This window comes from Pseudomonas sp. BS3767 (assembly GCF_900099665.1).
GTDB classification, from domain to species: Bacteria; Pseudomonadota; Gammaproteobacteria; order Pseudomonadales; family Pseudomonadaceae; genus Aquipseudomonas; species Aquipseudomonas cerasi.
Genome location: NZ_FNCX01000004.1, coordinates 29,221 through 52,232 on the forward strand (window position 1 = coordinate 29,221; position 23,012 = coordinate 52,232).

Below are 23,012 nucleotides of genomic sequence, written 5' to 3' on the forward strand. Positions count from 1 at the left end.
CAAAGTGCTTTGCCTGTTGTTGTGCCAAAGGCTTTCTGGTATAAAGCAGCGCTCTTTTCTAGGGGCCCGGTTCCTTCACTGTAGGTGTAGCCGGTAAGACCCTTAAAGAAACGCGGCGCCTGGCGCCAAATGACTGAGAGATTAAGCGGCCAACCCATGCCGGGTTGGGCATGTGGTTTTAGAGGGCTGAGGCATGTCGAGAGTATGTCAAGTTACCGGTAAGGGTCCGGTGACTGGGAATAACATTTCCCACGCAAACAACAAAACCCGTCGTCGTTTCCTGCCAAACCTGCAGCATCACCGCTTCTGGGTTGAAGGCGAGAAGCGTTTTGTTCGTCTGCGCGTATCTGCTAAAGGCATGCGTATCATCGACAAGCGTGGCATTGAAGTTGTGCTCGCTGAACTGCGTCGCGACGGCAAAATTTAAGGGAGAAAATCATGCGTGAATTGATCCGTTTGGTGTCGAGCGCTGGTACAGGCCATTTCTACACCACCGACAAGAACAAACGTACTACCCCGGATAAAATCGAAATCAAAAAATTCGATCCGGTTGTACGCAAGCACGTGATCTACAAAGAAGGCAAAATCAAGTAATTGATTCTGTCGGCTACAAAAAAACCCGCCTTGGCGGGTTTTTTTGTGCCTGCGTTCCTGGCGTAGCTGCCAGCAGTATCCAGGCAGCAAAACGCCCGACGCGATGCGCCGGGCGTTTCAAGCATGTGAAGCTGCTGTCGGGCGACGAAGGTACGGTCGCCTGATCAGCCGAAGCTGAAGCCGGCCACCAGACCGTCCTTGTCGACATTGACGTACAGACGGTTCGGGTTGAGGTCGTTGGTCGTGATGTCGCCAGGGCCGATCACCTTCTGAAGACCGGTAATTTCGCTGATATAGGCTTTGACGGTAGGCACATAGCGGCTGCCTACAAGGTACTGAAGCGCTTGGGCGATAACTTCGTTGGTCATTTTCAAAATCCTTTTTGAGTGAATGTCCTCACTGGACGCGCTCAGAATCCTCCAGAAAACCCGATGTGATGCGGTACTTATTTATCTGCAGCCGCCTCAAACACCACATAAATCTTGCGGCATGTTTCCAGCACCTCCCAGGTGCCCTTGAAACCGGCCGGGATCACAAAGCGGTCGCCTGCGCGCAGGGTTTTCGCGTTGCCCTGCTCGTCGCGCAGGACTGAAACACCCTGCACAATCTCGCAATACTCGTGTTCCGAATAATTCACCTGCCACTGCCCGGGCTCGCCATTCCAGACGCCCGCGCTCATCTGTCCGCAGGGGCTGTTGTAGTGGTTGTAGAGGGTTTGTGCCGGATCGCCCTTGAAGACCTTTTCCGGTGCAGGGCGATAGTGCTCGGCGGCGGTGCTGGCTTCACTGAAGTCGACGATGCTTTCGATGCTCATGAGGGGCCCCTTGTCCTGAATGCGTTGAAGGTTTGACGTGCGTGCAGTGCGTTAGTGTCTCGGCGCGCGTGCTGAGCTGTTTAATAAAATCAACATAAAGGCACCGTAGCGGCTATTTATGTCAAATATATTGGTTTTGTCGGGCCGCTGGTTTAGGGTAACGGCCGTCCTGAAAAATTTCAGATTGTGTCTTTAATCAACCATGACACACCCACATTCAACAAGAGGAGGACATGCAAATGACCACCCTGACTCGTGCTGACTGGGAGCAACGCGCCCAGAATTTGAAGATCGAAGGCCGTGCCTTCATTCAAGGTGAATACACCGCAGCCTCCTCCGGCGAGACGTTTGACTGCATCAGCCCGGTCGATGGCCGGATGCTTGCCAAGGTTGCCAGTTGCGATACCGCTGACGCACAACGCGCGGTCGACAGTGCGCGCAGCGCCTTCAACTCCGGTGCCTGGTCGCGACTGGCTCCGGCCAAGCGCAAGGAAACGATGATCCGTTTCGCCGAGCTGCTCAAGCACAATGCCGAAGAACTGGCTTTGCTTGAAACCCTGGACATGGGCAAGCCGATTGGCGACTCGTTCGGCGTCGACATTCCCGGTGCTGCCAGAGCCCTGAGCTGGAGCGGTGAGGCCATCGATAAACTGTATGACGAAGTCGCGGCAACGCCTCATGACCAACTGGGTCTGGTAACGCGCGAGCCGGTGGGTGTCGTGGCCGCCATCGTGCCGTGGAATTTTCCGCTGATGATGGCCTGCTGGAAGCTGGGCCCTGCGCTGTCCACTGGCAACTCGGTCATCCTCAAGCCATCGGAAAAATCTCCGCTGACGGCCATTCGTATCGCACAACTGGCCATTGAGGCGGGTATTCCTGCGGGCGTACTCAACGTGCTGCCTGGCTATGGCCACACCGTCGGCAAGGCGCTTGCCCTGCATATGGACGTGGACACCGTGGTCTTCACTGGCTCGACCAAAATCGCCAAGCAGCTGATGATCTATGCGGGCGAATCGAACATGAAGCGCGTGTGGCTGGAAGCCGGCGGCAAGAGCCCGAATATCGTCTTCGCCGACGCGCCTGATCTGCAGGCCGCCGCCAGCGCCGCCGCCAGCGCGATTGCCTTCAACCAGGGCGAAGTCTGCACCGCCGGTTCACGCTTGCTGGTCGAGCGCTCCATCAAGGATCGCTTCCTGCCGATGGTGATCGAGGCGCTGAGCGCCTGGAAGCCCGGCAACCCGCTCGACCCTGCGACCACCGTGGGCGCGCTGGTCGATACCCAGCAGATGAATACTGTGTTGTCCTACATCGAGGCGGGGCACTCCGATGGTGCCAAGCTGGTTGCGGGCGGCAAGCGCATTCTGCAGGAGACCGGCGGCACCTATGTCGAGCCGACCATTTTCGACGGTGTGAACAACGCGATGAAAATCGCTCAGGAAGAAATCTTTGGTCCGGTGCTTTCGGTGCTGACGTTCGATTCTGCCGAAGAGGCGATCCAGATCGCCAACGACACGCAGTATGGCCTGGCGGCTGCCGTATGGACCGCGAACATCTCCAAGGCACACCTGACCGCCAAGGCTTTGCGCGCAGGCAGTGTATGGGTCAACCAGTACGACGGCGGCGACATGACCGCACCGTTCGGCGGCTTCAAGCAGTCGGGCAACGGTCGTGACAAGTCGCTGCATGCGTTCGACAAATACACCGAACTGAAGGCGACCTGGATCAAGCTTTAGTCATTTGCCTATCGCTCCGAGGCTCTGCCCTCGGAGCATTGGCAAGATGGGGTCTCAAGATCATCGCTCCCACGCTCTGCGTGGGCGTGTGGTTCTGGACGCTCCGCGTCCTGGCTTGGATGTGCGCAACGGCGCAGATCTGTGACGCGGAGCGTCACGGGATGCATGCCAACGCGGAGCATTGGCACGATGGGACCTCAAGATTGCTCATCGTTCCCAAGCTCTGCGTGCCATTGGCTCGATGGACATTTCAGGATTTGTACAAGGCGAAGAGCGCGTAGCGCAGCGCTGGGCAGGAGCGTGGAAATGCGTTGGGGTACTTATTTTGCTGTGCTGGCGTCCGTGCTGGGCGTTGGTCTGGCAATGGGCGTCAGCATGCCGCTGGTTTCATTGCGGCTGGCAGGCTGGGGCTATGGCTCGTTCGCCATTGGCATCATGGCGGCGATGCCTGCGGTGGGCGTGCTGCTCGGCGCGGCGCTGGCCAGTCGTCTGGCGGCGCGCTTCGGCACGGCCAATCTGATGCGCCTGTGTCTGTGGGCCGGGGCGTTTTCGGTCGGCGCGCTGGCGCTGCTACCGTATTACTGGATCTGGCTGGTCTTGCGCCTGACCCTCGGGGTCATTCTGACCATCGTCTTCGTGCTGGGTGAAAGCTGGATCAATCAGTTGGTCATCGAGCGCCTGCGCGGGCGTCTGGTGGCGCTGTATGGCAGCACCTACGCATTGAGCCAACTGGCAGGTCCGCTGCTGCTGGGCGTGATCGGCACCGAGGCCGACTACGGTTTCTGGATTGGCGTGGCGCTGCTGGTCGGCTCACCGTTTCTGCTGCTGGGGCGCACCGGTGCGCCGTCGACCGAATCCTGCAACGTGACGTTTGCCGACCTGTCCGGCTTCTGTCGCGGCATGCCTGCCATCGCCTGGGCGGTCGCCCTGTTTGCTGCGTTCGAAGCGCTGATCCTCACCCTGTTGCCGCTTTACTGCATACGCCACGGCTTCACCCCGGAAATCGCCCTGATCATGGTCAGCGTGGTGGTGGTCGGTGACGCGCTGCTGCAACTGCCGATCGGCATGCTCGCCGACCGCATTTCACGTCGCGCGATGTTCACCGGCTGTGCCGCCTTGCTGCTGGCGTCCAGTCTGCTGGTGCCATTGCTGATCGACACTGTTCTGATCTGGCCGCTGTGGACCGTCTTCGGTGCCAGTGCCGGTGGGCTGTTTACCCTGTCGCTGATTTTGATCGGCGAACGCTATCGCGATGATTCGCTGGTCCGCGCCAACGCGCATGTCGCTCAACTGTGGGGCATCGGCTGCCTGCTCGGCCCGTTGATAGCCGGCGCGGGCAGCCAGTGGGTCAGCGGTGAGGCCTTGCCGCTGATGATGGCTGCAGGTGCCTTGGGCCTGCTGATACTGATCCGGCGACGCTGCGCTTTCGGCGATACGCAGGCTGCGCCCGCTTAAAGCATTCTTTCCAGGCCGATGGCGCGGCTCATCCACGCATTGAAACGCCGCCACCAGTCGCCCGGTTCGGTATACAGGGTGTGGATCTGCCCGTTGTCTTCGGTCACCCACACCACTTTGCCGTCCTCCAGCCGCGCTTCGTAGGTGAGCGACGGGGCCATGCCCTGCAAGGTCAGTTCGCGCAGTTGTTCGGCCAGTTGCGGGCTGTCGACCAATACGCCCACTTCGGTATTCCACAGCACAGAGCGCGGGTCGAAGTTGAATGAGCCGACAAAGACCTTCTGCCGATCAAAGATCATCGCCTTGCTGTGCAGGCTCGATTCGGAACTGACCAGAGAATGGCTTTTCTTGAACAGATGCGGACCGCTGCCGCGCATCGTCTCGGTATCGCCAGGCTGTCGGCGCAGCTCGAAGAGCTTCACGCCATGCTCCAGCAGTGCCTTGCGGTACGGCGCATAGCCGCCATGCACGGCAGGCACGTCGGTGGCTTCCAGGGAGTTGGTCAGCAGGCTGACATTGACACCGGCATCGGCCCGCCCGGTCAGGTACAGCAAGCCTTCCTGGCCCGGCACAAAGTAGGCCGAGATCAGCATCAGTTCCTTGTGCGTGTTCAACAGTTCAGGCGCCAGTTGCGTGGTCAGCAGCAGGTGCGGATCAGGCTCGCCCTGCGCCAATACCTTGGTCGGTGCATCCCACAGCGCCTGGTTGTACGCCCAGACCAGCTCGTTGAGCCAGGTTTTCATGCGCGGCTGGGTCTTGTAGGCCATCAATCGCTCATACAGCGCCTTGTGCTGCTGGTGCGCCTGCTCCAGAGAATCGTCCAGCTTGCGCCGGGCCTCGGCCAGATCCTCTCCGTCTGGCCGGAAATAGATGAACTCATCGATAGGCTTGCTGAGTGTACTGTTCCAGTACTGGTCGAAGCTGTGGCCGAGCTGCTCGGCCACCGGCCCCACGCTGAGCATGTCGATATCGGTGAAATTCAGGTTCGGCTCGGCATCGAAGTATTCATCGCCCAGGTTGCGCCCGCCGACGATGGCCACGCTGCTGTCGGCCAGCCATAGCTTGTTGTGCATGCGCCGGTGCTGGCGCGACAGGTTCATCAGGCGCCCGAGGCTGCGGGTGATGCCGGTCTCGCGCCCCAGGTTTTGCGGGTTGAACAGGCGAATCTGAATGTTCGGGTGAGCGGCCAGGGTGGCGATGGCCTGATCCAGACCGTCGCTGGTGGTGTCGTCCAGCAGGATACGCACGCGTACGCCACGGTCTGCCGCCTTGAGCAGTTCATCGATCAGGGCGCGCGTGCTCAGGCCGTCGTGGACGATGTAATACTGCAGATCAAGGCTGCTTTTGGCATTGCGGATCAGTTCGGCGCGAGCCTTGAAAGCGTCACTGCTGTCAGGCAGCAGACGAAAGCCAGAACGTCCCTCGTGGGGCATGGCCATGGCCTGGATCGAACGGCCGAACGCGGAGCCTGAAGACGGCATGGCCTGGCTTGGCTCACTGGCGACCTGTTGATGCGCGCAACCGCTGACGCATAACGCAACCAGCAAGCAAAAGGGCAAGGCCCATGAGTTATTCAAATTGATCTTCCGCGTCTGGACATGGCTCGACTTGGCGATATGACCCGCGAAACCGGGAAAGATTTGCCCGCATCAGTCAGTTTGCGCATTCAGTAGTGCAATTGTCTCGCCCACGATACGCACAGCGCTCTCGATTTCGCGGTTGGGTTTGGTCGCGAAGTTCATGCGCATGCAGTTGCGGTACTTGCCCGATGCCGAAAAGATACTGCCCACAGCGATCTGCACACCCTTGCCCAGCAAGGCGCGGTTCAGGCGCAGGGTGTCGAAGCCTTCGGCCAGTTCCACCCACAGCATGAAGCCGCCTTGTGGTCGGCTGGCGCGGGTGCCTTCAGGGAAGTAGCGCATCACCCAGTCGATCATCTGGTCGCGACTGCGCTGATATTGGCTACGCATGCGCCGCACATGTGGCTCGTAATGGCCGCCTTCGATGAAGTCGGCGATGGCCAATTGTGGCTGCGGGGCGGTCGAGCCGGTGCCGATGTATTTCATGTGCAGCACCTGCTCCAGATAGCGGCCCGGCGCTACCCAGCCGATTCGCAGCCCGGGCGCCAGGGTCTTGGAAAACGAACTGCACAACAGCACGCGACCGTCCTCGTCGAAGGATTTGATGGTGCGCGGGCGAGGGTAGTTGTAGGCCAGGTCTCCATACACATCATCTTCGATGATCGCCACGTCGAAGCGCTGCGCCAGGGTCAGCAGTGCCCGCTTGCGTGCTTCAGGCATGACATAACCCAGCGGGTTGTTGCAGTTGGGCGTCAGCTGAATGACCTTGATCGGCCATTGCTCCAGCGCCAGTTCCAGTGCTTCGAGGCTGATGCCGGTCAACGGGTCGGTAGGGATTTCCATGGCTTTCATGCCCACGCCCTTGAGCGTTTGCATGGCGCCGAAGAAGCTTGGCGAGTCCACCGCCACGATGTCCCCCGGCGAGCAGATGGCCCGGACACTCGCTGACAGCGCTTCATGACAGCCATTGGTGACGATCAGGTCATTGGCGGTCAGGTTGCAGCCCGAGTCGAGCATCAGCCTGGCAATCTGCTCGCGCAGCCTGCGCACGCCGTAGATGTTGTCGTAATACAGGCCCGGCATGTCCTGATGGCGACTCAACTGACTCAGCGCGCGCATCAGCGGTTTCAGGGTCGGGCTGGTGACATCGGGCATGCCGCGCCCCAGTTGCGTGACGGCTTCAAGAGGTGCCACGCGAATCAGGTCCAGTACCTGATCCCATTGAGAGATATCCACAGGCCGCTGCACTGGCCTGCCGACCGCTGGCAGCGCAGGGGCTTTTCGGCTGACCGAGACGAAATAGCCGGACTTGGGTTTCGGCGCGGCCAGGCCATTGTCTTCCAGCACCCGGTACGCCTGCTGCACGGTACTCAGGCTGACGCCATGTTCGACGCTCAACGCGCGCACTGAGGGCAGGCGGTCGCCGGGGCGATAGAAGCCGTTTTCGATGCGCGAGCCGAGCAGTTCGGCGAGGTTGACGTAGAGCGTCATGGCGTACTCTCAGAAATTCGAACGCGTTAAAGCAATACAGATTGGCCGAAAATATAGCATTCAGTGGCGTTTTTGAATCTTCTGTATGGAAAATATAAAGGACTTTTGAATCTGTATTGGTTTTGCTGTTCGCTGCATCATGAACCCACACCCACCCAGGATGAGGGAGCAGGACATGAACGGGTTCAGCGATGTGCGCCTTGCGCTTCACAGCCATGAATTGAATGAGTATCGGCCAGCGGCGGTCAAAACGGTCCGCTCGAACAAGGCCGATCTGTTGGCAGGCATGGGGCGCTGGGCACTGTATCGCCATCGCTGGTTGTCACGCCGTACCTTGCTGACACTGACGGACGACCAGTTGCGCGACATCGGACTGGATTTCCGCCAGGCGCGGGTCGAGGCGATGAAGCCGTTCTGGAGGCCCTGAGCCTAGCGCAGCTCTTTAAGGCGGTGCCAGAGCATGCCCAATGCCAGCAGAGGCGAGCGCAAGTGCTTGCCGCCGGGAAAGGTCATGTGCGGCACTTTGGCGAACAACTCGAAGCCATCGCTGTGTTGCCCGGCGATGGCTTCGGCCAGCAGTCGGCCTGCCAGATGCGTGGCATTCAGACCGTGGCCCGAGTAGGCCTGAGCATAAAATACGTTGGGGTGCTGCTTGAGCCGGCCAATTTGCGGCAGGCGATTGGCGCCGATGCCGATCATTCCGCCCCACTGGTAATCGATCTTCACTGAGGCCAGCTGTGGAAACACATCGAGCATCTTCGGTCGCATGTACGCGGCGATATCCTGAGGGTCACGCCCCGAGTAATGGCAGGCGCCGCCGAACAGCAAACGGCGGTCAGCAGACAGCCTGTAGTAATCCACTGTCACGCGCTGATCGCAGACCGCCATGTCCTGCGGCAACACTTCACGGGCCTGCGCGTCGCTCAATGGCTCGGTGGCGATGATGTAGCTGCCGGCAGGCAACACCTTGCCGCTGATTTCCGGATTCAAGTCATTGAGGTAGGCGTTGCAACCCAGCACCAGGGTCTGCGCCTGCACCGAACCGCCCGCTGTATGCACCCGGACCTGCGGGCCATAATCGATGTTCGTCACCGCTGAGTGTTCGTACAACTGGACGCCGAGCGACTGCGCCACAGCCGCTTCGCCCAAGGCAAGGTTCAACGGATGCAAATGCCCCGAGCCCATGTCGATCAGGCCACCGACATAGCGTGAGGAGCCCACCACGCTGTGCATCTCTTCGGGTTGCAGCAACTGCAGTGCATGGCGATAACCCAGGCCGCGCAACTCTTCTGCATCTTCGGCAAGGCTGTGCAGGTCGCGCGGTTTGTTGGCCAGATCGCAATAACCCCATTTCAGGTCGCAATCGATAGCATGCCGTTGGATGCGCTGACGTACGATCTCGACGGCCTCGATGCCCAGCAGCTTGAGCTGCCGCACGCCTTCGCTGCCGATGACATTGGCGAACTGTTCGACGCCATGACCGACCCCGCGAATCAACTGACCGCCATTGCGCCCGCTGGCCCCCCAACCGATCTTGCGCGCTTCGAGCAGCGCCACGCTGAACCCGCGCTCGGCCAGTTCGATGGCAGTGTTGAGTCCGGAGAATCCACCGCCTACCACGCACACATCCACCTTCACCTCACCTTGCAGCGCAGGATGATCCGCTTGCGCATGACTGCTGGCGGCGTAGTAGGAAGCAGGGTGCTGATCGTGACGAGTCGGGTGCTGAACGCGGGCGTTCATGAGCGTGTCCTGTTGGTGGCGGATGGCGTGTCGGGAGGATAAGCCGCTGTCATGAGCCTGCCAACTGAGGCAAACTTGCGGCCTTATGTATGAGTGGTCGAGTCAATGAGCTGCAACCGTCAGAAAATAGCGGATCTGCGTCGCCAGATTCCTTCGTTCGAGTGTGTGCCCGGCTGCCACGACTGCTGTGGGCCGGTGACCACGTCGCCCGAGGAAATGTCGCGTCTGCCGCGCAAGACGGCCGCCGAACAGGACGCTGCACTGGACGAACTCAATTGCGTACACCTTGGTCCGCAAGGCTGCACCGTGTATGACGAACGCCCGCTGATCTGCCGCCTGTTCGGCACCACCGCAAGCCTGCCCTGCCCGAATGGCCGTCGCCCGGCCGAGTTGATCCACCCACGGGTCGAAAAGCAGATTCATGAGTACATGGCCTCGACTCGCCAGGTACTTGTATAGCGGGCAATCAGTCGGGAATCGGCAGATTCAGGCTCTCTTTGACTTCCTCCATGACGATGTAGCTCTTGGACTCACGCACGTGCGGCAGTTTGAGCAAGATATCGCCCAGCAGTTTGCGGTAGGACGCCATTTCGGAAATCCGCGCCTTGACCAGGTAGTCGAAGTCGCCGGACACCAGATGGCACTCCAGCACATGGGGAAGCTTCAGCACGGCACGGCGGAATTCTTCGAAGGTGTCGCCAGACTTGTAGTCCAGGCTGATCTCGACGAATACCAGCAGGCTGGCCTTGAGGCTTTGCGGATTCAGCCGGGCGGTGTAGCCCATGATGATCCCCTCGCGTTCCAGCCTGCGCACCCGCTCTGTACAGGGCGTAGTTGACAGGCCGACCCGCTCGCCAAGCTCGGTGAACGAGATGCGCCCGTCGGCCTGCAGGATGCGCAGAATATTGCGATCGATCTTGTCCAGCTCACGATTTGACTGGTGTTGAGTGCGCACGGGTCATTTCCCCTCTAGCAAAGCGTTTATCGCCGCGAATAAACACCAAATATAGATCTTTATACAGTGAGAAGCACTGCCCATTGCTCAATATACTGCGCACATCCTTGCTTAAAACTTCGAATTATCAGCGGATATCCGCGATGAGGTCATCGACATGCGCGTTCTGGTTCTGGGTAGTGGCGTTATCGGTACAACCAGTGCTTATTATCTGGCGCGTGCCGGTTTCCAGGTGACCGTCGTTGACCGTCAGCCTGCTGCCGCCATGGAAACCAGTTTTGCCAATGCTGGCCAGGTTTCTCCGGGCTATGCCTCGCCATGGGCTGCGCCGGGTGTTCCGCTCAAAGCGCTCAAATGGCTGCTGCAGCGCCATGCGCCATTGGCGATCAAGGCGACGGCGGATATCGATCAGTACCTGTGGATGGCGCAAATGCTGCGCAACTGCACGGCCAGCCGTTATGCCGTCAATAAAGAACGCATGGTACGCCTGTCCGAATACAGTCGCGATTGCCTGGATGAACTGCGCCTCGAGACCGGCATCGCCTACGAAGGGCGCAGCCTGGGCACCACGCAGTTGTTCCGGACCCAGGCCCAGCTGGACAACGCCGCCAAGGACATCGCTGTGCTCGAGCAGTCCGGTGTTCCTTACGAACTGCTGGATCGCGAAGGCATCGCCCGTGTCGAGCCCGCACTGGCCGGTGTGACCGGCATCCTCAGCGGTGCGTTGCGCCTGCCCAATGACCAGACGGGTGACTGTCAGTTGTTCACCACGCGCCTGGCGGAAATGGCCGTGGCGCTGGGTGTCGAGTTCCGCTACGGGCAAAACATCGAACGCCTTGATCACGCTGGCGACCGCATCAATGGCGTGTGGATCGACGGCAAGCTCGAAACCGCCGATCGTTACGTGCTGGCGCTGGGCAGTTACTCGCCGCAGTTGCTCAAACCGCTGGGCATCAAGGCGCCGGTCTATCCGCTGAAGGGCTACTCGCTGACCGTGCCGATCACCAACCCGGACATGGCACCGACTTCGACCATTCTCGATGAAACCTATAAAGTCGCGATCACCCGTTTCGACAACCGGATTCGCGTCGGTGGCATGGCGGAAATAGCCGGTTTTGACCTGTCGCTCAATCCGCGTCGACGCGAAACACTGGAGATGATCGTCGGTGACCTCTATCCTCAGGGCGGCGACCTGACCCAAGCCGATTTCTGGACCGGGTTGCGTCCGACCACGCCCGACGGCACACCGATTGTGGGTGCAACACCGTTCCGTAACCTGTTCCTCAATACCGGCCATGGCACTCTGGGCTGGACGATGGCGTGTGGTTCCGGTCGCTTGCTGGCAGACCTCATTGCCCGCAAGACACCCCGTATCAGTGCTGAAGGCCTTGATATCTCTCGTTACGGCAACACTCAGGAGAATGCACAGCATGTCAATCCAGCGCCAGCTCACCAATGAGCGCATGAGTCAGGTCGTTGTCCACAATGGCACCGTCTATCTGTCGGGCCAGGTCGGCAATGACATGACTGCGGATGTCGAGCAGCAGACCCGAGAGGTACTGAACAGCATCGAGCGCCTGCTTAACCTGGCCGGCACCGACAAGACGCGTATCCTGTCGGTCACCATTTACCTGAAAGACATCAATGCCCACTTCGCCGGCATGAACAGCGTCTGGGACAAATGGCTGCCCAAGGGTTTCGCGCCTGCACGCGCAACGGTCGAGGCCAAGTTGTGCCAGCCCGAAATGCTTGTTGAACTGTCGGTGGTCGCCGCGCTGCCTTGACCCTTGTTGCCCGGCGCGTCCCTGCGTCGGGTTCGTCCTCTCCCTTTCCATCCTTTCAGGCAAGTAACGTCATCATGCGTCCAGCCCGCGCCTTTATCGATCTTCAGGCACTGCGTCACAACTACCAATTGGCCCGTGAAAACAGCGGCGGCAAAGCGCTCGCCGTCGTCAAGGCCGATGCCTATGGTCACGGCGCGGTGCGCGTCGCACAGGCACTGGAGTCACAGGCCGACGGTTTTGCAGTGGCTTGCATTGAAGAAGCTCTGGAGCTGCGTGCGGCAGGCATTCGTGCGCCGGTCCTGCTGCTTGAAGGCTTTTTCGAGGCCGACGAGCTGGCGCTGATTGTCGAGCATGACTTGTGGACTGTTGTGCACGCGGTCTGGCAACTGGAAGCCATCGAGCAGGCGCGCCTGGGCAAGCCGATAACCGTCTGGCTCAAGCTCGACACCGGCATGCACCGGGTTGGCCTGCATCCTCACGAGTACCAGGCGGCTTATCAGCGTCTGCTGGCAACCGGCAAAGTGGCCAGAATCGTGCTGATGAGCCACTTCTCCCGCGCCGATGAGCTGAACAGCGCCTGCAGTGATGAGCAGCTCGCCGTATTCGAGACCTTTCGCAAGGGACTGGCAGCGGAAACCAGCCTGAAAAACTCCCCGGCGGTGCTGGGCTGGCCACAGATCCCGAGCGACTGGTCGCGTCCGGGCATCATGCTCTACGGTGCTACGCCGTTTGATCAGGTGCACCCGCTGGCGGATCGCCTGCAACCGGTGATGACCCTGGAATCGAAGATCATCAGCGTGCGTGAACTGCCCGTTGGTGAGCCCGTGGGCTATGGCGCGACATTTGTCTGTGACCGGCCTTTGCGTATCGGCGTAGTAGCGATGGGCTACGCCGACGGCTATCCGCGTCACGCGCCGACCGGCACGCCCGTGCAGATCGACGGCCAGCCGTCCAGACTGCTCGGACGGGTGTCCATGGACATGCTCTGCGTCGACCTCACCGATGTGCCGCAGGCCGGGCTCGGCAGCCGTGTCGAGCTGTGGGGCAAGCAGGTGCTCGCCAGTGAAGTGGCCCAGCGTGCAGAAACCATTCCCTACGAAATCTTCTGCAACCTGCGTCGCGTTCCGCGCATCTATTCCGAAGACTGATTCATCTCTCTGTGCCCCAGGCCGCAGTGGGTCAGGTGTCTGTCGAAGTGTTGTAAATATCGAACGCTGTTGCCATGATGGCGTTCATACCGACTAGACCTGACAAAACCTGGGGGAATATCGCATTGGACGTGGGTGAACGACTGCAATCGATTCGCAAGCTCAAGGGCCTGTCCCAGCGTGAACTCGCCAAGCGCGCAGGTGTGACCAACAGCACCATCTCCATGATCGAAAAAAACAGCGTCAGCCCTTCGATCAGTTCGCTGCGCAAGGTGCTTGGCGGCATCCCCATGTCCATGGTCGAATTTTTCTCGGAAGAATCCGTGCCCGAGAACGCAGCTCAAGTGGTGTACAAGGCCAGCGAGCTGATTGATATCTCGGACGGTGCAGTGACCATGAAGCTGGTCGGCAAATCGCATCAGGGCCGCGCCATCGCCTTTCTCACCGAGACCTACCCACCGGGTGCCGACACCGGCGAAGAGATGCTCGTTCACGAAGGCGAAGAGACCGGCATCCTCGTCGAGGGGCGGCTGGAACTGGTGGTCGGGCTGGATACCTATGTGCTCGAAGCGGGTGACAGCTACTATTTCGAAAGCACCCGGCCGCATCGCTTTCGTAACCCGTTCGACGTGCCGGCACGATTGATCAGTGCGGCCACCCCGGCCAATTTCTGACCCGCCCCTTGCGATGAGTGATGCGTGAAACTGACCCGGAAGATTCTGAGCAGCGCAGGCGTTCTGGCGTTGTGGGCGTTCAATGCGCAAGCCGCCGATACCGCCCCAGCGCCTGACGACATCATCGCGGCCCATTGCGTCGCCTGTCACAGCGTCGGCCTGCTCAACGCGCCGAAGATCGGTGACACAGCGGCCTGGGAACAGCGGGCCCAGCAAAAAGGCGGCCTTGATGGACTGCTGGCCAGCACCATCAAAGGCCTCGGCATCATGCCCGCGAAAGGCACCTGCGGCGATTGCACAAACGACGAACTGAAGAGTGCCATCCAGAGCATGTCCGGGCTGAAGTGATGTGAGCTCTCGTTCATACGCTGGAGCGCCTGGCGCTGTACATGCGTTTTGTGAGAGCGAGCCGGGCGACGCTTCGCTCGCTGGCGAAGATGATGTTTAGATCGACGCTTTTTTGGCGATAGTCCACGCCCTTTCGCGAACAAGTTCGCTCCTGCGCCCTTCGGGCAGAAGCCTGGGAGCCTTTTGTTCCGGGCGTTCCAGGACTTGTGTATAACGATGATGCTCTGCGCGGCAGAGCATGCAGCACTTTGACGTTGTCGTCGGTCCAACCTGCACCCAATAACAATTCAGGAGAGCTGGGATGCCGTATTCCTGTTCCATCGAGCATGCCGTCGATCACGTTCTTGCGCAGCTACCCGAGCATATCCACCTCGGCATGCCGCTGGGGCTGGGCAAGCCCAACCGCTTCGTCAATGCGTTATACCAGCGCATCAGCGAGTTGCCCGAACGACGGCTGACGATCTACACCGCGCTGACACTCGGGCGGCCGACGCCAGGGGAGGGTTTGCAGGCGCGGTTTCTCGAACCGTTTCTGGAGCGTGTCTTCGCTGACTATCCGGAGCTCGATTTCCTCGCTGCACTGCGCCGCGACAAACTCCCTGCCAATATCCATGTGCAGCAATTCTTCATGCAGCCAGGCAGTTTGCTCAACAGCCAGTCAGCCCAGCAAGACTACGTCAGCAGCAATTACAGCCACGCCGCCCGCGACATCAACGCCAACGGCCTGAATCTGGTCGCGCAACTGGTGGCCCGTGACGAGCAGCGTCCAGGCACGTTGAGCCTGAGCTGCAACCCGGACGTGACCCTCGACCTGTTGCCCATGATCGCCAAGCGCCGGGCCGCCGGGGAGACCATTCTGATGCTCGGCCAGGTGCACGCCGACCTGCCGTACATGCCGGGCGACTCGGAACTGGATGTCGACGCCTTCGATGTGCTGATCGACGAAGACGAGCGCAGTACGCTGTTTTCCACCCCCAATATGCCAGTCGGCTATCAGGACCACCTGATCGGCCTGCACGCCAGCACGCTGGTGCGTGACGGCGGCACGTTACAGATCGGCATCGGCTCGATGGGCGATGCACTGACCGGCGCGCTGCTGGCCCGTCAGGCCGATAACGAAACCTGGCGCGGCCTGCTGGCCGAGTTGAACATGAGTAACTGGCAGACCCTGATAGATCGGGAGGGCGGCGTTCAGCCGTTTGCCAGCGGCCTTTACGGTTGCAGCGAAATGTTCGTCAACGGCCTGCTGGTACTCGCCGACGCGGGCGTCGTGCGGCGCAAGGTGTATGCCGATGCAGAACTGCAACGGCTGGCCAACATGGGCACGCTGGATGAGGATGCCCATCCTGGTGGCGTAGTCGTGCATGGCGGCTTTTTCCTCGGCCCGCGCAGTTTTTACGCGCGGCTGCGCGAGCTGCCCGCCGAGCGGCTGGCGCAGTTCAACATGACCGCCATCAGCTACATCAACGAGCTTTACGGCCAGGAAGAACTCAAGCGCCTGCAACGCCGCGATGCGCGCTTCATCAACAGCGCGTTTACCGTCACCCTGATGGGTGCGGCAGTGGCTGATCAGCTGGAAGACGGCCGGGTGCTCAGTGGCGTGGGCGGTCAGTACAACTTCGTGGCGCAGGCCCATGCACTGGAAGGCGCCCGTTCGATTCTGATGCTGCGCAGCTGGCGTGAGTCGGGCGGCGAGGTCAGCTCCAACATCGTTTGGCAGTACGGCCACACCACCATTCCCCGACACTTGCGCGACATTGTCGTGACCGAATACGGCATCGCCGATCTGCGTGGGCAGACCGATGCGACGGTGATCGAGCGGATTCTGAACATCACCGACTCACGGTTTCAATCGGGCCTGATCGAACAGGCGCAAAAGGCTGGCAAGCTACCCAAGGACTTCCGTCTCGATCCGCGCTTCACTGACAACACCCCCGAGCGCCTCAAGGACACCGCATCACGCTATCCGTCGCTGTTTACCGAGTACCCGCTGGGGTGCGACTTTACCGCCGAGGAGCGCGATCTGCTGAGAGCCCTGAACTGGCTGAAGAGCAAGCTCAAGCTCACTGAAATCCTCGAGCTGGGCAAGGCGACCCTCGATGCTCCGGACCCCGAAGCCTTCCTTGCGCACTTGCAACGCATGCAGCTCGACCAACCGCAGGGCTTGCGCGAAGAGTTGTATCAGCGGCTGTTGCTGGCCGGGTTGCAGAACAGCACCGGGCTTGCCGGCTAAGAGGCGGGCACTGATCGTTGTTGCTGGTGACGATCGGTGCCCGGCGCTTGGCGCCTAGGTCGTCGCCTTGCGGGTCGCACGCCCGACCGGGCCGACGCGCTCTTCGATGGCGTGCTGCAGCGGTTTGCGCTGGCCCATCAGGAACGCCAGCTCCGCGACCACAAACAGCGGGCCGATGATCAGCCCGGTCAGGTCATCGATGAAGGCCGGTTTGCGCCCCTCGTAGTAATGGCCGACGAACTGGATGATCCAGCCAATCACAAAGAGCCCGACGCCCGCACTCAGCCAGACCATGGTTGGCTGCTGCGCAAGGTCGGCCCCGGCCCAGATGCACAGCGCCAGTAATATCGCCATGAGGATGCCCAGAGCGCGGTCAAGTCGCAGGTAAAAGACCGTCGAGCCCAGGGCCAGAAGCGCCGCCGGTGAAAGCCACAGCCCGCTTATATTCCATCCCGGTCGTGAGAGAAGCACCGCCACGGCCAGCACGATCAGAGGGATACCCACGAAGTGCGTCACGATATTGCGCGAATCACGGTGATAAGCCGCGTATTGGCTGAGATGATCGACAAGGTTTTTCATTATTATTCCTGCCTGAGACGATGGCCGGCGTGAGCCTGATTTCTTGTACAACATGCATGGCTGAAAGAGAAGGGAGCAAAAATGACAAATGGAGTGTCGTGGCGGTCACGATTGCTATCCGATTACTGGTTTTCCCATCTGCCTGCCGATCTGCAGGATAGCCTGCTGGAGGCTGCCCGCCAGCGCCGCAAGACGCCCGGCCAGCGGCTGTTCGACAAGGGCGATCTGCCCTGCGGTGTTTATGTGCTGCTGGAGGGCCGCGTGCGGATCGGCGGTGCCCACGAGCAGCGGCTGCTGAGGCACGTGGAACCTGCAAGCGCGCCGTGCTGGTTTGGCGAAGTCTCGCTGTTTGACGGGCTGCCGCGCCGTTTCGAAGTCTGCTCGCTGGAACAGAGCATCTTCCTGCACATCCCGCAGCCATTCCTGGCCCGGCTGCTCGACAGGCACCCCGAGTACTGGCGCTGGTTTGCCGCACTGCTCAGCCAGAAGGTCGGCTTGCCACTGCAGAGCCCCGAGAAAATGCGTCGCCTGCCGCCGCGGGCGCGGGTTGCCTGGCGTCTGTTGATGCTCAGCGAGGGGTATGGCCCGTTGAGCCAGGCAAGACGCCTGATTGCGCTGGACGACATTCAGGCGTCGGAGCGTCTCGCGCTTGCCTCGCCGGCCTTGCTGGAAGTGCTTCAGGACCTGCATGAGCGCAGGATCGTGCGCTTGGGAGAGGGGCACCTGGAGGTGTTCGATGTGGACAAGCTGCGCCGGGTCGCGAACTTTTCCAGAGCCAGGGCTGTGTGCTGATCACCGGTCATGATCGAGCCTGGACACATCCGGTAACGGCTCCGCTGCCGCTTCGATTGAGATAGCAAATGGGATTCACTACCATTTTGCCTCCTTTGCGAACGCGAGATACCCCGATGCAGGCAAGCAAGCGTCTTCTGGCTGCTCTGACACTGACTTTACTGGGCAGCACCGCTCAGGCTGCCGATGAAGTGGTGGTGTATTCATCCCGGATCGACGAGCTGATCAAGCCGGTATTCGATGCGTACACAGCCAGTACCGGGGTGAAGATCAAATTCATCACCGACAAGGAAGCGCCGCTGATGCAGCGCATCAAGGCCGAGGGCCAGAATGCGACCGCCGACCTGTTGCTGACGGTCGATGCGGGCAACCTCTGGCAGGCCGAGCAGATGGGTATCCTGCAGCCGTTCACCTCCCCGGTGATCGAAGCCAACATTCCGCCGCAGTATCGCTCATCGACGCACGGCTGGACCGGTCTGAGCCTTCGCGCGCGCACCATCGCCTATTCCACCGACCGCGTGAAGCCTGCCGAGCTGAGTACCTACGAGGCGCTGGCCGACAAGAACTGGGAAGGCCGCCTGTGCCTGCGTACCGCGAAGAAGGTCTATAACCAGTCGCTGACCGCTACGCTGATCGAAACCCACGGTGCCGAAGCGTCGGAGAAAATCCTCAAGGGCTGGGTCAACAACCTGTCCACCGACGTGTTCTCCGATGACATCGCAGTGCTTGAGGCGATCAATGCCGGGCAATGCGACGTGGGCATCGTCAATTCCTATTACTACGGCCGCCTGCACAAGGAAAAACCGGACCTGGCGGTGAAGCTGTTCTGGCCGAACCAGGCGGATCGCGGTGTGCACGTCAACCTGTCGGGTATCGGTCTGACCCAATACGCTCCGCACCCTGAAGCGGCCAAGGCACTGGTCGAGTGGATGACCGGCCCTGAGGCGCAGAAGATTTTCTCCAGCGTCAATCAGGAGTTCCCGGCCAACCCGAACGTGGCGCCTTCAGAAGAAGTGGCGAGTTGGGGGCAGTTCAAGGCCGACACCCTCCCGGTCGAAGTGGCAGGCAAGCGTCAGGCAGAAGCGATACGCATGATGGATCGCGCAGGCTGGAATTGATTTAATACTCAGTGCCTTATCGTTATAAAAGACTCGTGGGAGCGAGCTTGCTCGCGAAGAGGCCGGCACAGCCCCGTAAATGAGGTGTTTGGACCGTTGCTTTCGTGAGCAAGCTCACTCCCACAAAGGTGTATGTCCTGCCTGATACTACGGTTCATTCCCCCCATTTTTCGGGTGTGTAACGGTGGGCGCTCCAGCGCCCTAGACGAATGACGCAGAGACTTGTCACTCACTCATCCATCCCGATTTCGAGAACACCGTGGCCCATCCTGCCCAACGCCGCTGGTACCCCCTGGTTTTCGCCATCGCAGCGCTGGTCGTGCTGCCGCTGAGCGTTTTGCTGCTGTCGTGGGAGACGGTTGACCAGCAGATATGGTCGCACCTGCTCGAAACCCAGATGGCGCGTCTGCTGGGCAATACGCTGATCCTGGTGCTGGGTGTCGGCGTGGGCGTGACGTTGCTGGGGGTGAGCCTGGCGTGGCTCACCAGCCTGTGTGAATTTCCCGGTCGCCGCTGGCTGGACTGGGCGCTGATGCTGCCTTTCGCGATCCCCGCCTATGTGCTGGCGTTCGTATTCGTCGGGCTGCTGGATTTTTCCGGTCTGGTGCAGACCCTGTTGCGCGAATGGTTCGGCTCCGGTCTGCGCCTGCCTCGGGTGCGCTCCACCGGTGGGGTGATCATCGTCCTGGTGCTGGTTTTCTATCCTTATGTCTACCTGTTGGCGCGCACGGCGTTTCTGGCGCAGGGCAAGGGCTTGATGGAAGCTGCGCGAGTGCTGGGCAACACACCCCTGCAGGCGTTCTGGCGCGTGGCGCTGCCAATGGCGCGTCCGGCCATCGGCGCGGGGGTGGCGCTGGCCCTGATGGAAACCCTGGCCGATTTTGGTGCGGTGTCGGTGTTCAACTTCGACACGTTCACCACTGCCATCTACAAGACTTGGTACGGCTTCTTCAGCCTGTCCAGCGCTGCGCAACTGGCCAGCCTGCTGCTGTTGGCCGTGCTGGTGCTGCTGTACGGCGAACGCCGCGCCCGGGGTGCAAGCCGACCGGCCAACGAGCGTCCGCGTGGCGCTGCGCTTTACCGGTTGCGCGGCCTCAAGGCATTGGCCGCGAGCTTCTGGTGTGGGCTGGTGTTTCTCTGTGCTTTCGTGGTGCCAATGCTGCAACTGATCGTCTGGGTCTGGCAGCGTGGCCGCTTCGATCTGGATGAGCGCTACACAGGGCTGATTCTGCACACGCTCTATCTGGGTGGCATGGCGGCGTTGATCACCGTCAGTGTGGCGCTGATTCTAGCATTTGCCCGACGTATGGCGCCCACGCCTGCGATCCGCTGCGGCGTCAGCCTCGCCAATTTGGGCTACGCATTGCCTGGCTCAGTACTGGCGGTTTCAATCATGCTGGCGTTCAGTTACCTGGACCGCGAACTGGTCATTCCGCTGTCCGGCTGGCTGGGCGGCGCAGGCAAGCCTTTGCTGCTGGGCAGCCTCTCGGCCTTGCTGCTGGCTTATCTGGTGCGCTTCATCGCCGTCGCCTTCGGTCCGTTGGAGCACAGCCTGTCGCGTATCCGCCCGTCATTGCCTGAAGCGGCGCGCAGTTTGGGGGTCAGCGGACCAAAGTTGTTTCTCAACGTGTATCTGCCGTTGCTGGTGCCAGGGGCGCTGAGCGCGGCGCTGCTGGTGTTCGTCGATGTGCTCAAGGAAATGCCGGCAACCCTGCTGATGCGCCCGTTTGGCTGGGATACGCTGGCGGTACGCATCTTCGAAATGACCAGCGAGGGCGAGTGGGCACGGGCTGCGTTGCCGGCTTTGTCGCTGGTGCTTGTAGGACTATTACCCGTCATTGGGCTGATTCGCCGCTCTGCCCGTCAGACTGGCTAGGTGCGGGGTTCTCACCTTGCGGCTACAATGCGCCGCAATTGGTGCGGTCTGTCAGACAATTCGGTCAGCTGTTACGTGCTGCAAACTCCGGTTTATTGGGGGGCTTGCCGATCTCGTCTGCCCGCACCTTCGCCACGCCCGGAAGGAGAAACCCATGGGACAGCGTACCCCCCTGTTCGACCTGCACCTCGCCCTTGGCGCGAAAATGGTCGATTTTGGTGGCTGGGACATGCCGTTGCATTACGGATCGCAGGTCGAGGAACACCATCAGGTGCGTCGCGACTGTGGGGTCTTCGATGTCTCTCACATGAACGTGATCGATGTGCTCGGCCGTCAGGCCCGGGTCTGGCTGCGTCGTCTGCTGGCCAATGATGTAGACAAGCTCAAAACCCCCGGTCGTGCCTTGTACAGCGCCATGCTGGACGAGAGCGGCGGGGTGATCGATGACATGATCGTCTACCTCACGCCTGAAGGTTATCGGCTGGTCGTCAACGCGGCGACCGGCGTCAAGGATCTTGCCTGGATGCAGGCGCAACTGGGCGACTTCGACGTGCAACTGGTCGAGCGCAGTGAAATGGCAATGCTCGCCATTCAAGGCCCCAAGGCCAGAACCCGTATCGCCGAGCTGGTTTCAAGCGCCCGCGCCGAACTGATCCACCAGCTCAAGCCGTTCGAAGGGCTTGATGACGGTGACTGGTTTATCGCGCGCACCGGCTACACCGGCGAGGACGGCCTGGAGATCATGCTGCCTGCCGAAGAGGCTCAAAGCTTTTTCAATGAATTGGTTGGCGCGGGTATTTCGCCGATCGGCCTGGGCGCTCGCGACACGCTGCGTCTTGAGGCGGGCATGAACCTGTATGGCCAGGACATCGGTGAACATGTTTCGCCCTTGGCCTCGAATATGGCCTGGAGCATCGCCTGGGAGCCTGCCGACCGTGATTTTATCGGTCGCAAGGCACTGGAGAGCGAACGGGCTGAGGGAACCGCCTTCAAACTCGTGGGATTGGTGCTCGAAGAACGCGGCGTTTTGCGGGCGCATCAGGTGGTACGTGTCGCAGAAATTGGCGAAGGAGAGATCACCAGTGGTAGTTTCTCTCCTACGTTGAGCAAATCGATTGCACTGGCTCGCGTTCCGATGGCGACCGCTGACCGGGCCGAGGTGGAAATCCGCGGCAAATGGTACCCGGTGCGCGTGGTGCAGCCTGCGTTCGTGCGCCACGGCAAAACCTTGATCTAACCTAATGGCGGGTTTTCCGCTGACCCGATGTTGAGGATGACTAAATGAGCAATATTCCCGCCGAGCTGCGTTTCGCCGAAAGTCATGAGTGGGCACGTCTGGAGTCAGACGGCACCGTGACCGTTGGCATCTCGGACCATGCACAGGAAGCACTGGGCGATGTGGTCTTCGTCGAACTGCCGGAAATCGGCAAAGTGTTCGCTGCCGCTGACACTGCCGGTGTTGTGGAGTCGGTCAAGGCTGCTTCGGATATCTACTCGCCGGTTGCGGGCGAGGTGATCGAAGTCAACGCAGCGCTGGGCGATTCTCCCGAGTCGCTCAACAGTGATCCGTACGACGCCTGGATCTTCAAGCTCAAGCCAAGCGACGCCAGTGGCGATCTGGCCAAGCTGCTGGATGCAGCCGGGTACAAGAGCGCTATCGGCGAATAACCTATTGCCGCTCACAAAAATGCCGCTCATGGAGCGGCATTTTTTATGCGCGAAGCTAATCGGCAAGACTTACTGGTTTTCAGCGACCAGATTCTTATCCAGGATCGCGTTGGCCAGTTCCATGTCGGTGGCTTTCAGGCCTGGATTGTCTTTGCGCACCTGCTCGATGGCCGCTTCCAGGAACGGACCGCGGATGCCACCGTCGCTGGCGACGAAGCTGCCTGCGTCGTCCTGGGCGGCAACGATCAGCTTGTGATCCTTGAAGGTCAGGTAAGTCGAGCCGGTGGTTGCACCGGAAGACAGCACATTACGCCAGAAGGTGTCAGCCATCGCTGAACCCATTGGGATGGAAAGCAAGGCTACGGTGGCGACAGCGAACTTGAGACGCATGATGAATTACTCCAGCTGTGGTTGTTCTGAGGGGTTG

25 protein-coding genes are annotated in these 23,012 nt (G+C 60.4%); 17 read left to right on the forward strand and 8 right to left on the reverse strand.

Annotated features, from left to right (window positions below; genetic code table 11):
* The first annotated feature begins 193 nt into the window (after positions 1-193).
* Together rpmB and rpmG are read left to right on the forward strand one after the other, a co-directional pair.
* On the forward strand, positions 194-427 hold the full coding sequence (gene rpmB, locus BLR16_RS13110; protein ID WP_002551514.1) for a 50S ribosomal protein L28: 234 nt from the start codon (positions 194-196) through the stop codon (positions 425-427).
* 11 nt (positions 428-438) lie between these two features.
* Entirely contained in the window at positions 439-594 is a 156-nt protein-coding gene (gene rpmG, locus BLR16_RS13115) for a 50S ribosomal protein L33 (protein WP_002551515.1), read from the forward strand.
* Positions 595-758: 164 nt separating this feature from the next.
* Here rpmG and BLR16_RS13120 read toward each other — a convergent pair whose 3' ends face one another.
* Positions 759-962, reverse strand: a complete 204-nt coding sequence (locus BLR16_RS13120; RefSeq protein WP_057432204.1) for an I78 family peptidase inhibitor — start codon at positions 960-962, stop codon at positions 759-761.
* A gap of 77 nt (positions 963-1,039) precedes the next feature.
* A complete protein-coding gene (locus BLR16_RS13125) occupies positions 1,040-1,408 on the reverse strand; it encodes a cupin domain-containing protein (RefSeq protein ID WP_004666557.1) in 369 nt (122 codons plus the stop codon).
* A 239-nt stretch (positions 1,409-1,647) separates the two neighbouring features.
* On the opposite strand from BLR16_RS13125, the gene BLR16_RS13130 reads away from it, so the two are divergent.
* Positions 1,648-3,141 (forward strand): aldehyde dehydrogenase, encoded by a 1,494-nt coding sequence (locus tag BLR16_RS13130; RefSeq protein ID WP_058397904.1) that lies wholly within the window; start codon positions 1,648-1,650, stop codon positions 3,139-3,141.
* A gap of 306 nt (positions 3,142-3,447) precedes the next feature.
* Positions 3,448-4,596 (forward strand): MFS transporter, encoded by a 1,149-nt coding sequence (locus tag BLR16_RS13140; RefSeq protein ID WP_074806574.1) that lies wholly within the window; start codon positions 3,448-3,450, stop codon positions 4,594-4,596.
* On the opposite strand, the gene BLR16_RS13145 is transcribed toward BLR16_RS13140, so the two are convergent.
* Entirely contained in the window at positions 4,593-6,173 is a 1,581-nt protein-coding gene (locus BLR16_RS13145) for a phospholipase D family protein (RefSeq protein ID WP_003432186.1), read from the reverse strand. The genes BLR16_RS13140 and BLR16_RS13145 overlap by 4 nt on opposite strands.
* Before the next feature lie 72 nt (positions 6,174-6,245).
* Complete coding sequence (locus BLR16_RS13150) at positions 6,246-7,667, reverse strand: aminotransferase-like domain-containing protein (protein WP_003432187.1); 1,422 nt, start codon at positions 7,665-7,667, stop codon at positions 6,246-6,248.
* A gap of 175 nt (positions 7,668-7,842) precedes the next feature.
* On the opposite strand from BLR16_RS13150, the gene BLR16_RS13155 reads away from it, so the two are divergent.
* Positions 7,843-8,094, forward strand: coding sequence for a DUF1127 domain-containing protein (locus BLR16_RS13155; RefSeq protein WP_054081215.1), 252 nt, complete (start codon positions 7,843-7,845; stop codon positions 8,092-8,094).
* Positions 8,095-8,096: 2 nt separating this feature from the next.
* Here the strand turns inward: BLR16_RS13155 and BLR16_RS13160 are convergent, their stop codons facing one another.
* Positions 8,097-9,410 (reverse strand): NAD(P)/FAD-dependent oxidoreductase, encoded by a 1,314-nt coding sequence (locus BLR16_RS13160; protein ID WP_074806577.1) that lies wholly within the window; start codon positions 9,408-9,410, stop codon positions 8,097-8,099.
* 105 nt (positions 9,411-9,515) lie between these two features.
* Here BLR16_RS13160 and BLR16_RS13165 point away from each other — a divergent pair, with 105 nt between their 5' ends.
* The gene (locus tag BLR16_RS13165; RefSeq protein WP_003367455.1) at positions 9,516-9,869 is read left to right on the forward strand and encodes a YkgJ family cysteine cluster protein; all 354 of its coding nucleotides are present in this window, start codon (positions 9,516-9,518) and stop codon (positions 9,867-9,869) included.
* 7 nt (positions 9,870-9,876) lie between these two features.
* On the opposite strand, the gene dadR is transcribed toward BLR16_RS13165, so the two are convergent.
* Positions 9,877-10,365: a transcriptional regulator DadR gene (dadR, locus tag BLR16_RS13170; protein ID WP_003314011.1), complete on the reverse strand. Its 489-nt coding sequence runs from the start codon at positions 10,363-10,365 to the stop codon at positions 9,877-9,879.
* Positions 10,366-10,522: 157 nt separating this feature from the next.
* Here dadR and dadA point away from each other — a divergent pair, with 157 nt between their 5' ends.
* From dadA to BLR16_RS13205, 6 genes are all read left to right on the forward strand, one after another.
* The gene (gene dadA / locus BLR16_RS13175; protein WP_003367454.1) at positions 10,523-11,824 is read left to right on the forward strand and encodes a D-amino acid dehydrogenase; all 1,302 of its coding nucleotides are present in this window, start codon (positions 10,523-10,525) and stop codon (positions 11,822-11,824) included.
* Positions 11,796-12,149, forward strand: coding sequence for a RidA family protein (locus BLR16_RS13180; RefSeq protein WP_003367452.1), 354 nt, complete (start codon positions 11,796-11,798; stop codon positions 12,147-12,149). Before dadA ends, BLR16_RS13180 begins: the two co-directional genes overlap by 29 nt.
* Before the next feature lie 74 nt (positions 12,150-12,223).
* The gene (alr, locus tag BLR16_RS13185; RefSeq protein WP_060708518.1) at positions 12,224-13,297 is read left to right on the forward strand and encodes an alanine racemase; all 1,074 of its coding nucleotides are present in this window, start codon (positions 12,224-12,226) and stop codon (positions 13,295-13,297) included.
* 125 nt (positions 13,298-13,422) lie between these two features.
* Positions 13,423-13,971 (forward strand): cupin domain-containing protein, encoded by a 549-nt coding sequence (locus BLR16_RS13190; protein ID WP_003314015.1) that lies wholly within the window; start codon positions 13,423-13,425, stop codon positions 13,969-13,971.
* Positions 13,972-13,995: 24 nt separating this feature from the next.
* The gene (locus BLR16_RS13195; protein WP_074806580.1) at positions 13,996-14,319 is read left to right on the forward strand and encodes a c-type cytochrome; all 324 of its coding nucleotides are present in this window, start codon (positions 13,996-13,998) and stop codon (positions 14,317-14,319) included.
* 301 nt (positions 14,320-14,620) lie between these two features.
* Positions 14,621-16,552, forward strand: a complete 1,932-nt coding sequence (locus BLR16_RS13205) for an acetyl-CoA hydrolase/transferase C-terminal domain-containing protein (RefSeq protein ID WP_074806583.1) — start codon at positions 14,621-14,623, stop codon at positions 16,550-16,552.
* Between the two features lie 54 nt (positions 16,553-16,606).
* Here the strand turns inward: BLR16_RS13205 and BLR16_RS13210 are convergent, their stop codons facing one another.
* The gene (locus BLR16_RS13210) at positions 16,607-17,131 is read right to left on the reverse strand and encodes an Mpo1 family 2-hydroxy fatty acid dioxygenase (protein ID WP_074806586.1); all 525 of its coding nucleotides are present in this window, start codon (positions 17,129-17,131) and stop codon (positions 16,607-16,609) included.
* Positions 17,132-17,212: 81 nt separating this feature from the next.
* Here BLR16_RS13210 and BLR16_RS13215 point away from each other — a divergent pair, with 81 nt between their 5' ends.
* The 5 genes from BLR16_RS13215 (at position 17,213) to gcvH (ending at position 22,585) form a co-directional block, all read left to right on the forward strand.
* Entirely contained in the window at positions 17,213-17,923 is a 711-nt protein-coding gene (locus BLR16_RS13215; RefSeq protein WP_074806589.1) for a Crp/Fnr family transcriptional regulator, read from the forward strand.
* Positions 17,924-18,039: 116 nt separating this feature from the next.
* Positions 18,040-19,041 (forward strand): extracellular solute-binding protein, encoded by a 1,002-nt coding sequence (locus BLR16_RS13220; RefSeq protein ID WP_003432198.1) that lies wholly within the window; start codon positions 18,040-18,042, stop codon positions 19,039-19,041.
* A gap of 259 nt (positions 19,042-19,300) precedes the next feature.
* Entirely contained in the window at positions 19,301-20,917 is a 1,617-nt protein-coding gene (locus BLR16_RS13225) for an ABC transporter permease (RefSeq protein WP_074806592.1), read from the forward strand.
* A 154-nt stretch (positions 20,918-21,071) separates the two neighbouring features.
* Positions 21,072-22,154, forward strand: coding sequence for a glycine cleavage system aminomethyltransferase GcvT (gene gcvT, locus BLR16_RS13230; RefSeq protein ID WP_003367434.1), 1,083 nt, complete (start codon positions 21,072-21,074; stop codon positions 22,152-22,154).
* A gap of 44 nt (positions 22,155-22,198) precedes the next feature.
* Positions 22,199-22,585: a glycine cleavage system protein GcvH gene (gene gcvH, locus BLR16_RS13235; RefSeq protein WP_003367432.1), complete on the forward strand. Its 387-nt coding sequence runs from the start codon at positions 22,199-22,201 to the stop codon at positions 22,583-22,585.
* A 69-nt stretch (positions 22,586-22,654) separates the two neighbouring features.
* Here gcvH and BLR16_RS13240 read toward each other — a convergent pair whose 3' ends face one another.
* Complete coding sequence (locus tag BLR16_RS13240; protein ID WP_002551535.1) at positions 22,655-22,975, reverse strand: DUF2388 domain-containing protein; 321 nt, start codon at positions 22,973-22,975, stop codon at positions 22,655-22,657.
* Between the last annotated feature and the right edge of the window lie 37 nt (positions 22,976-23,012).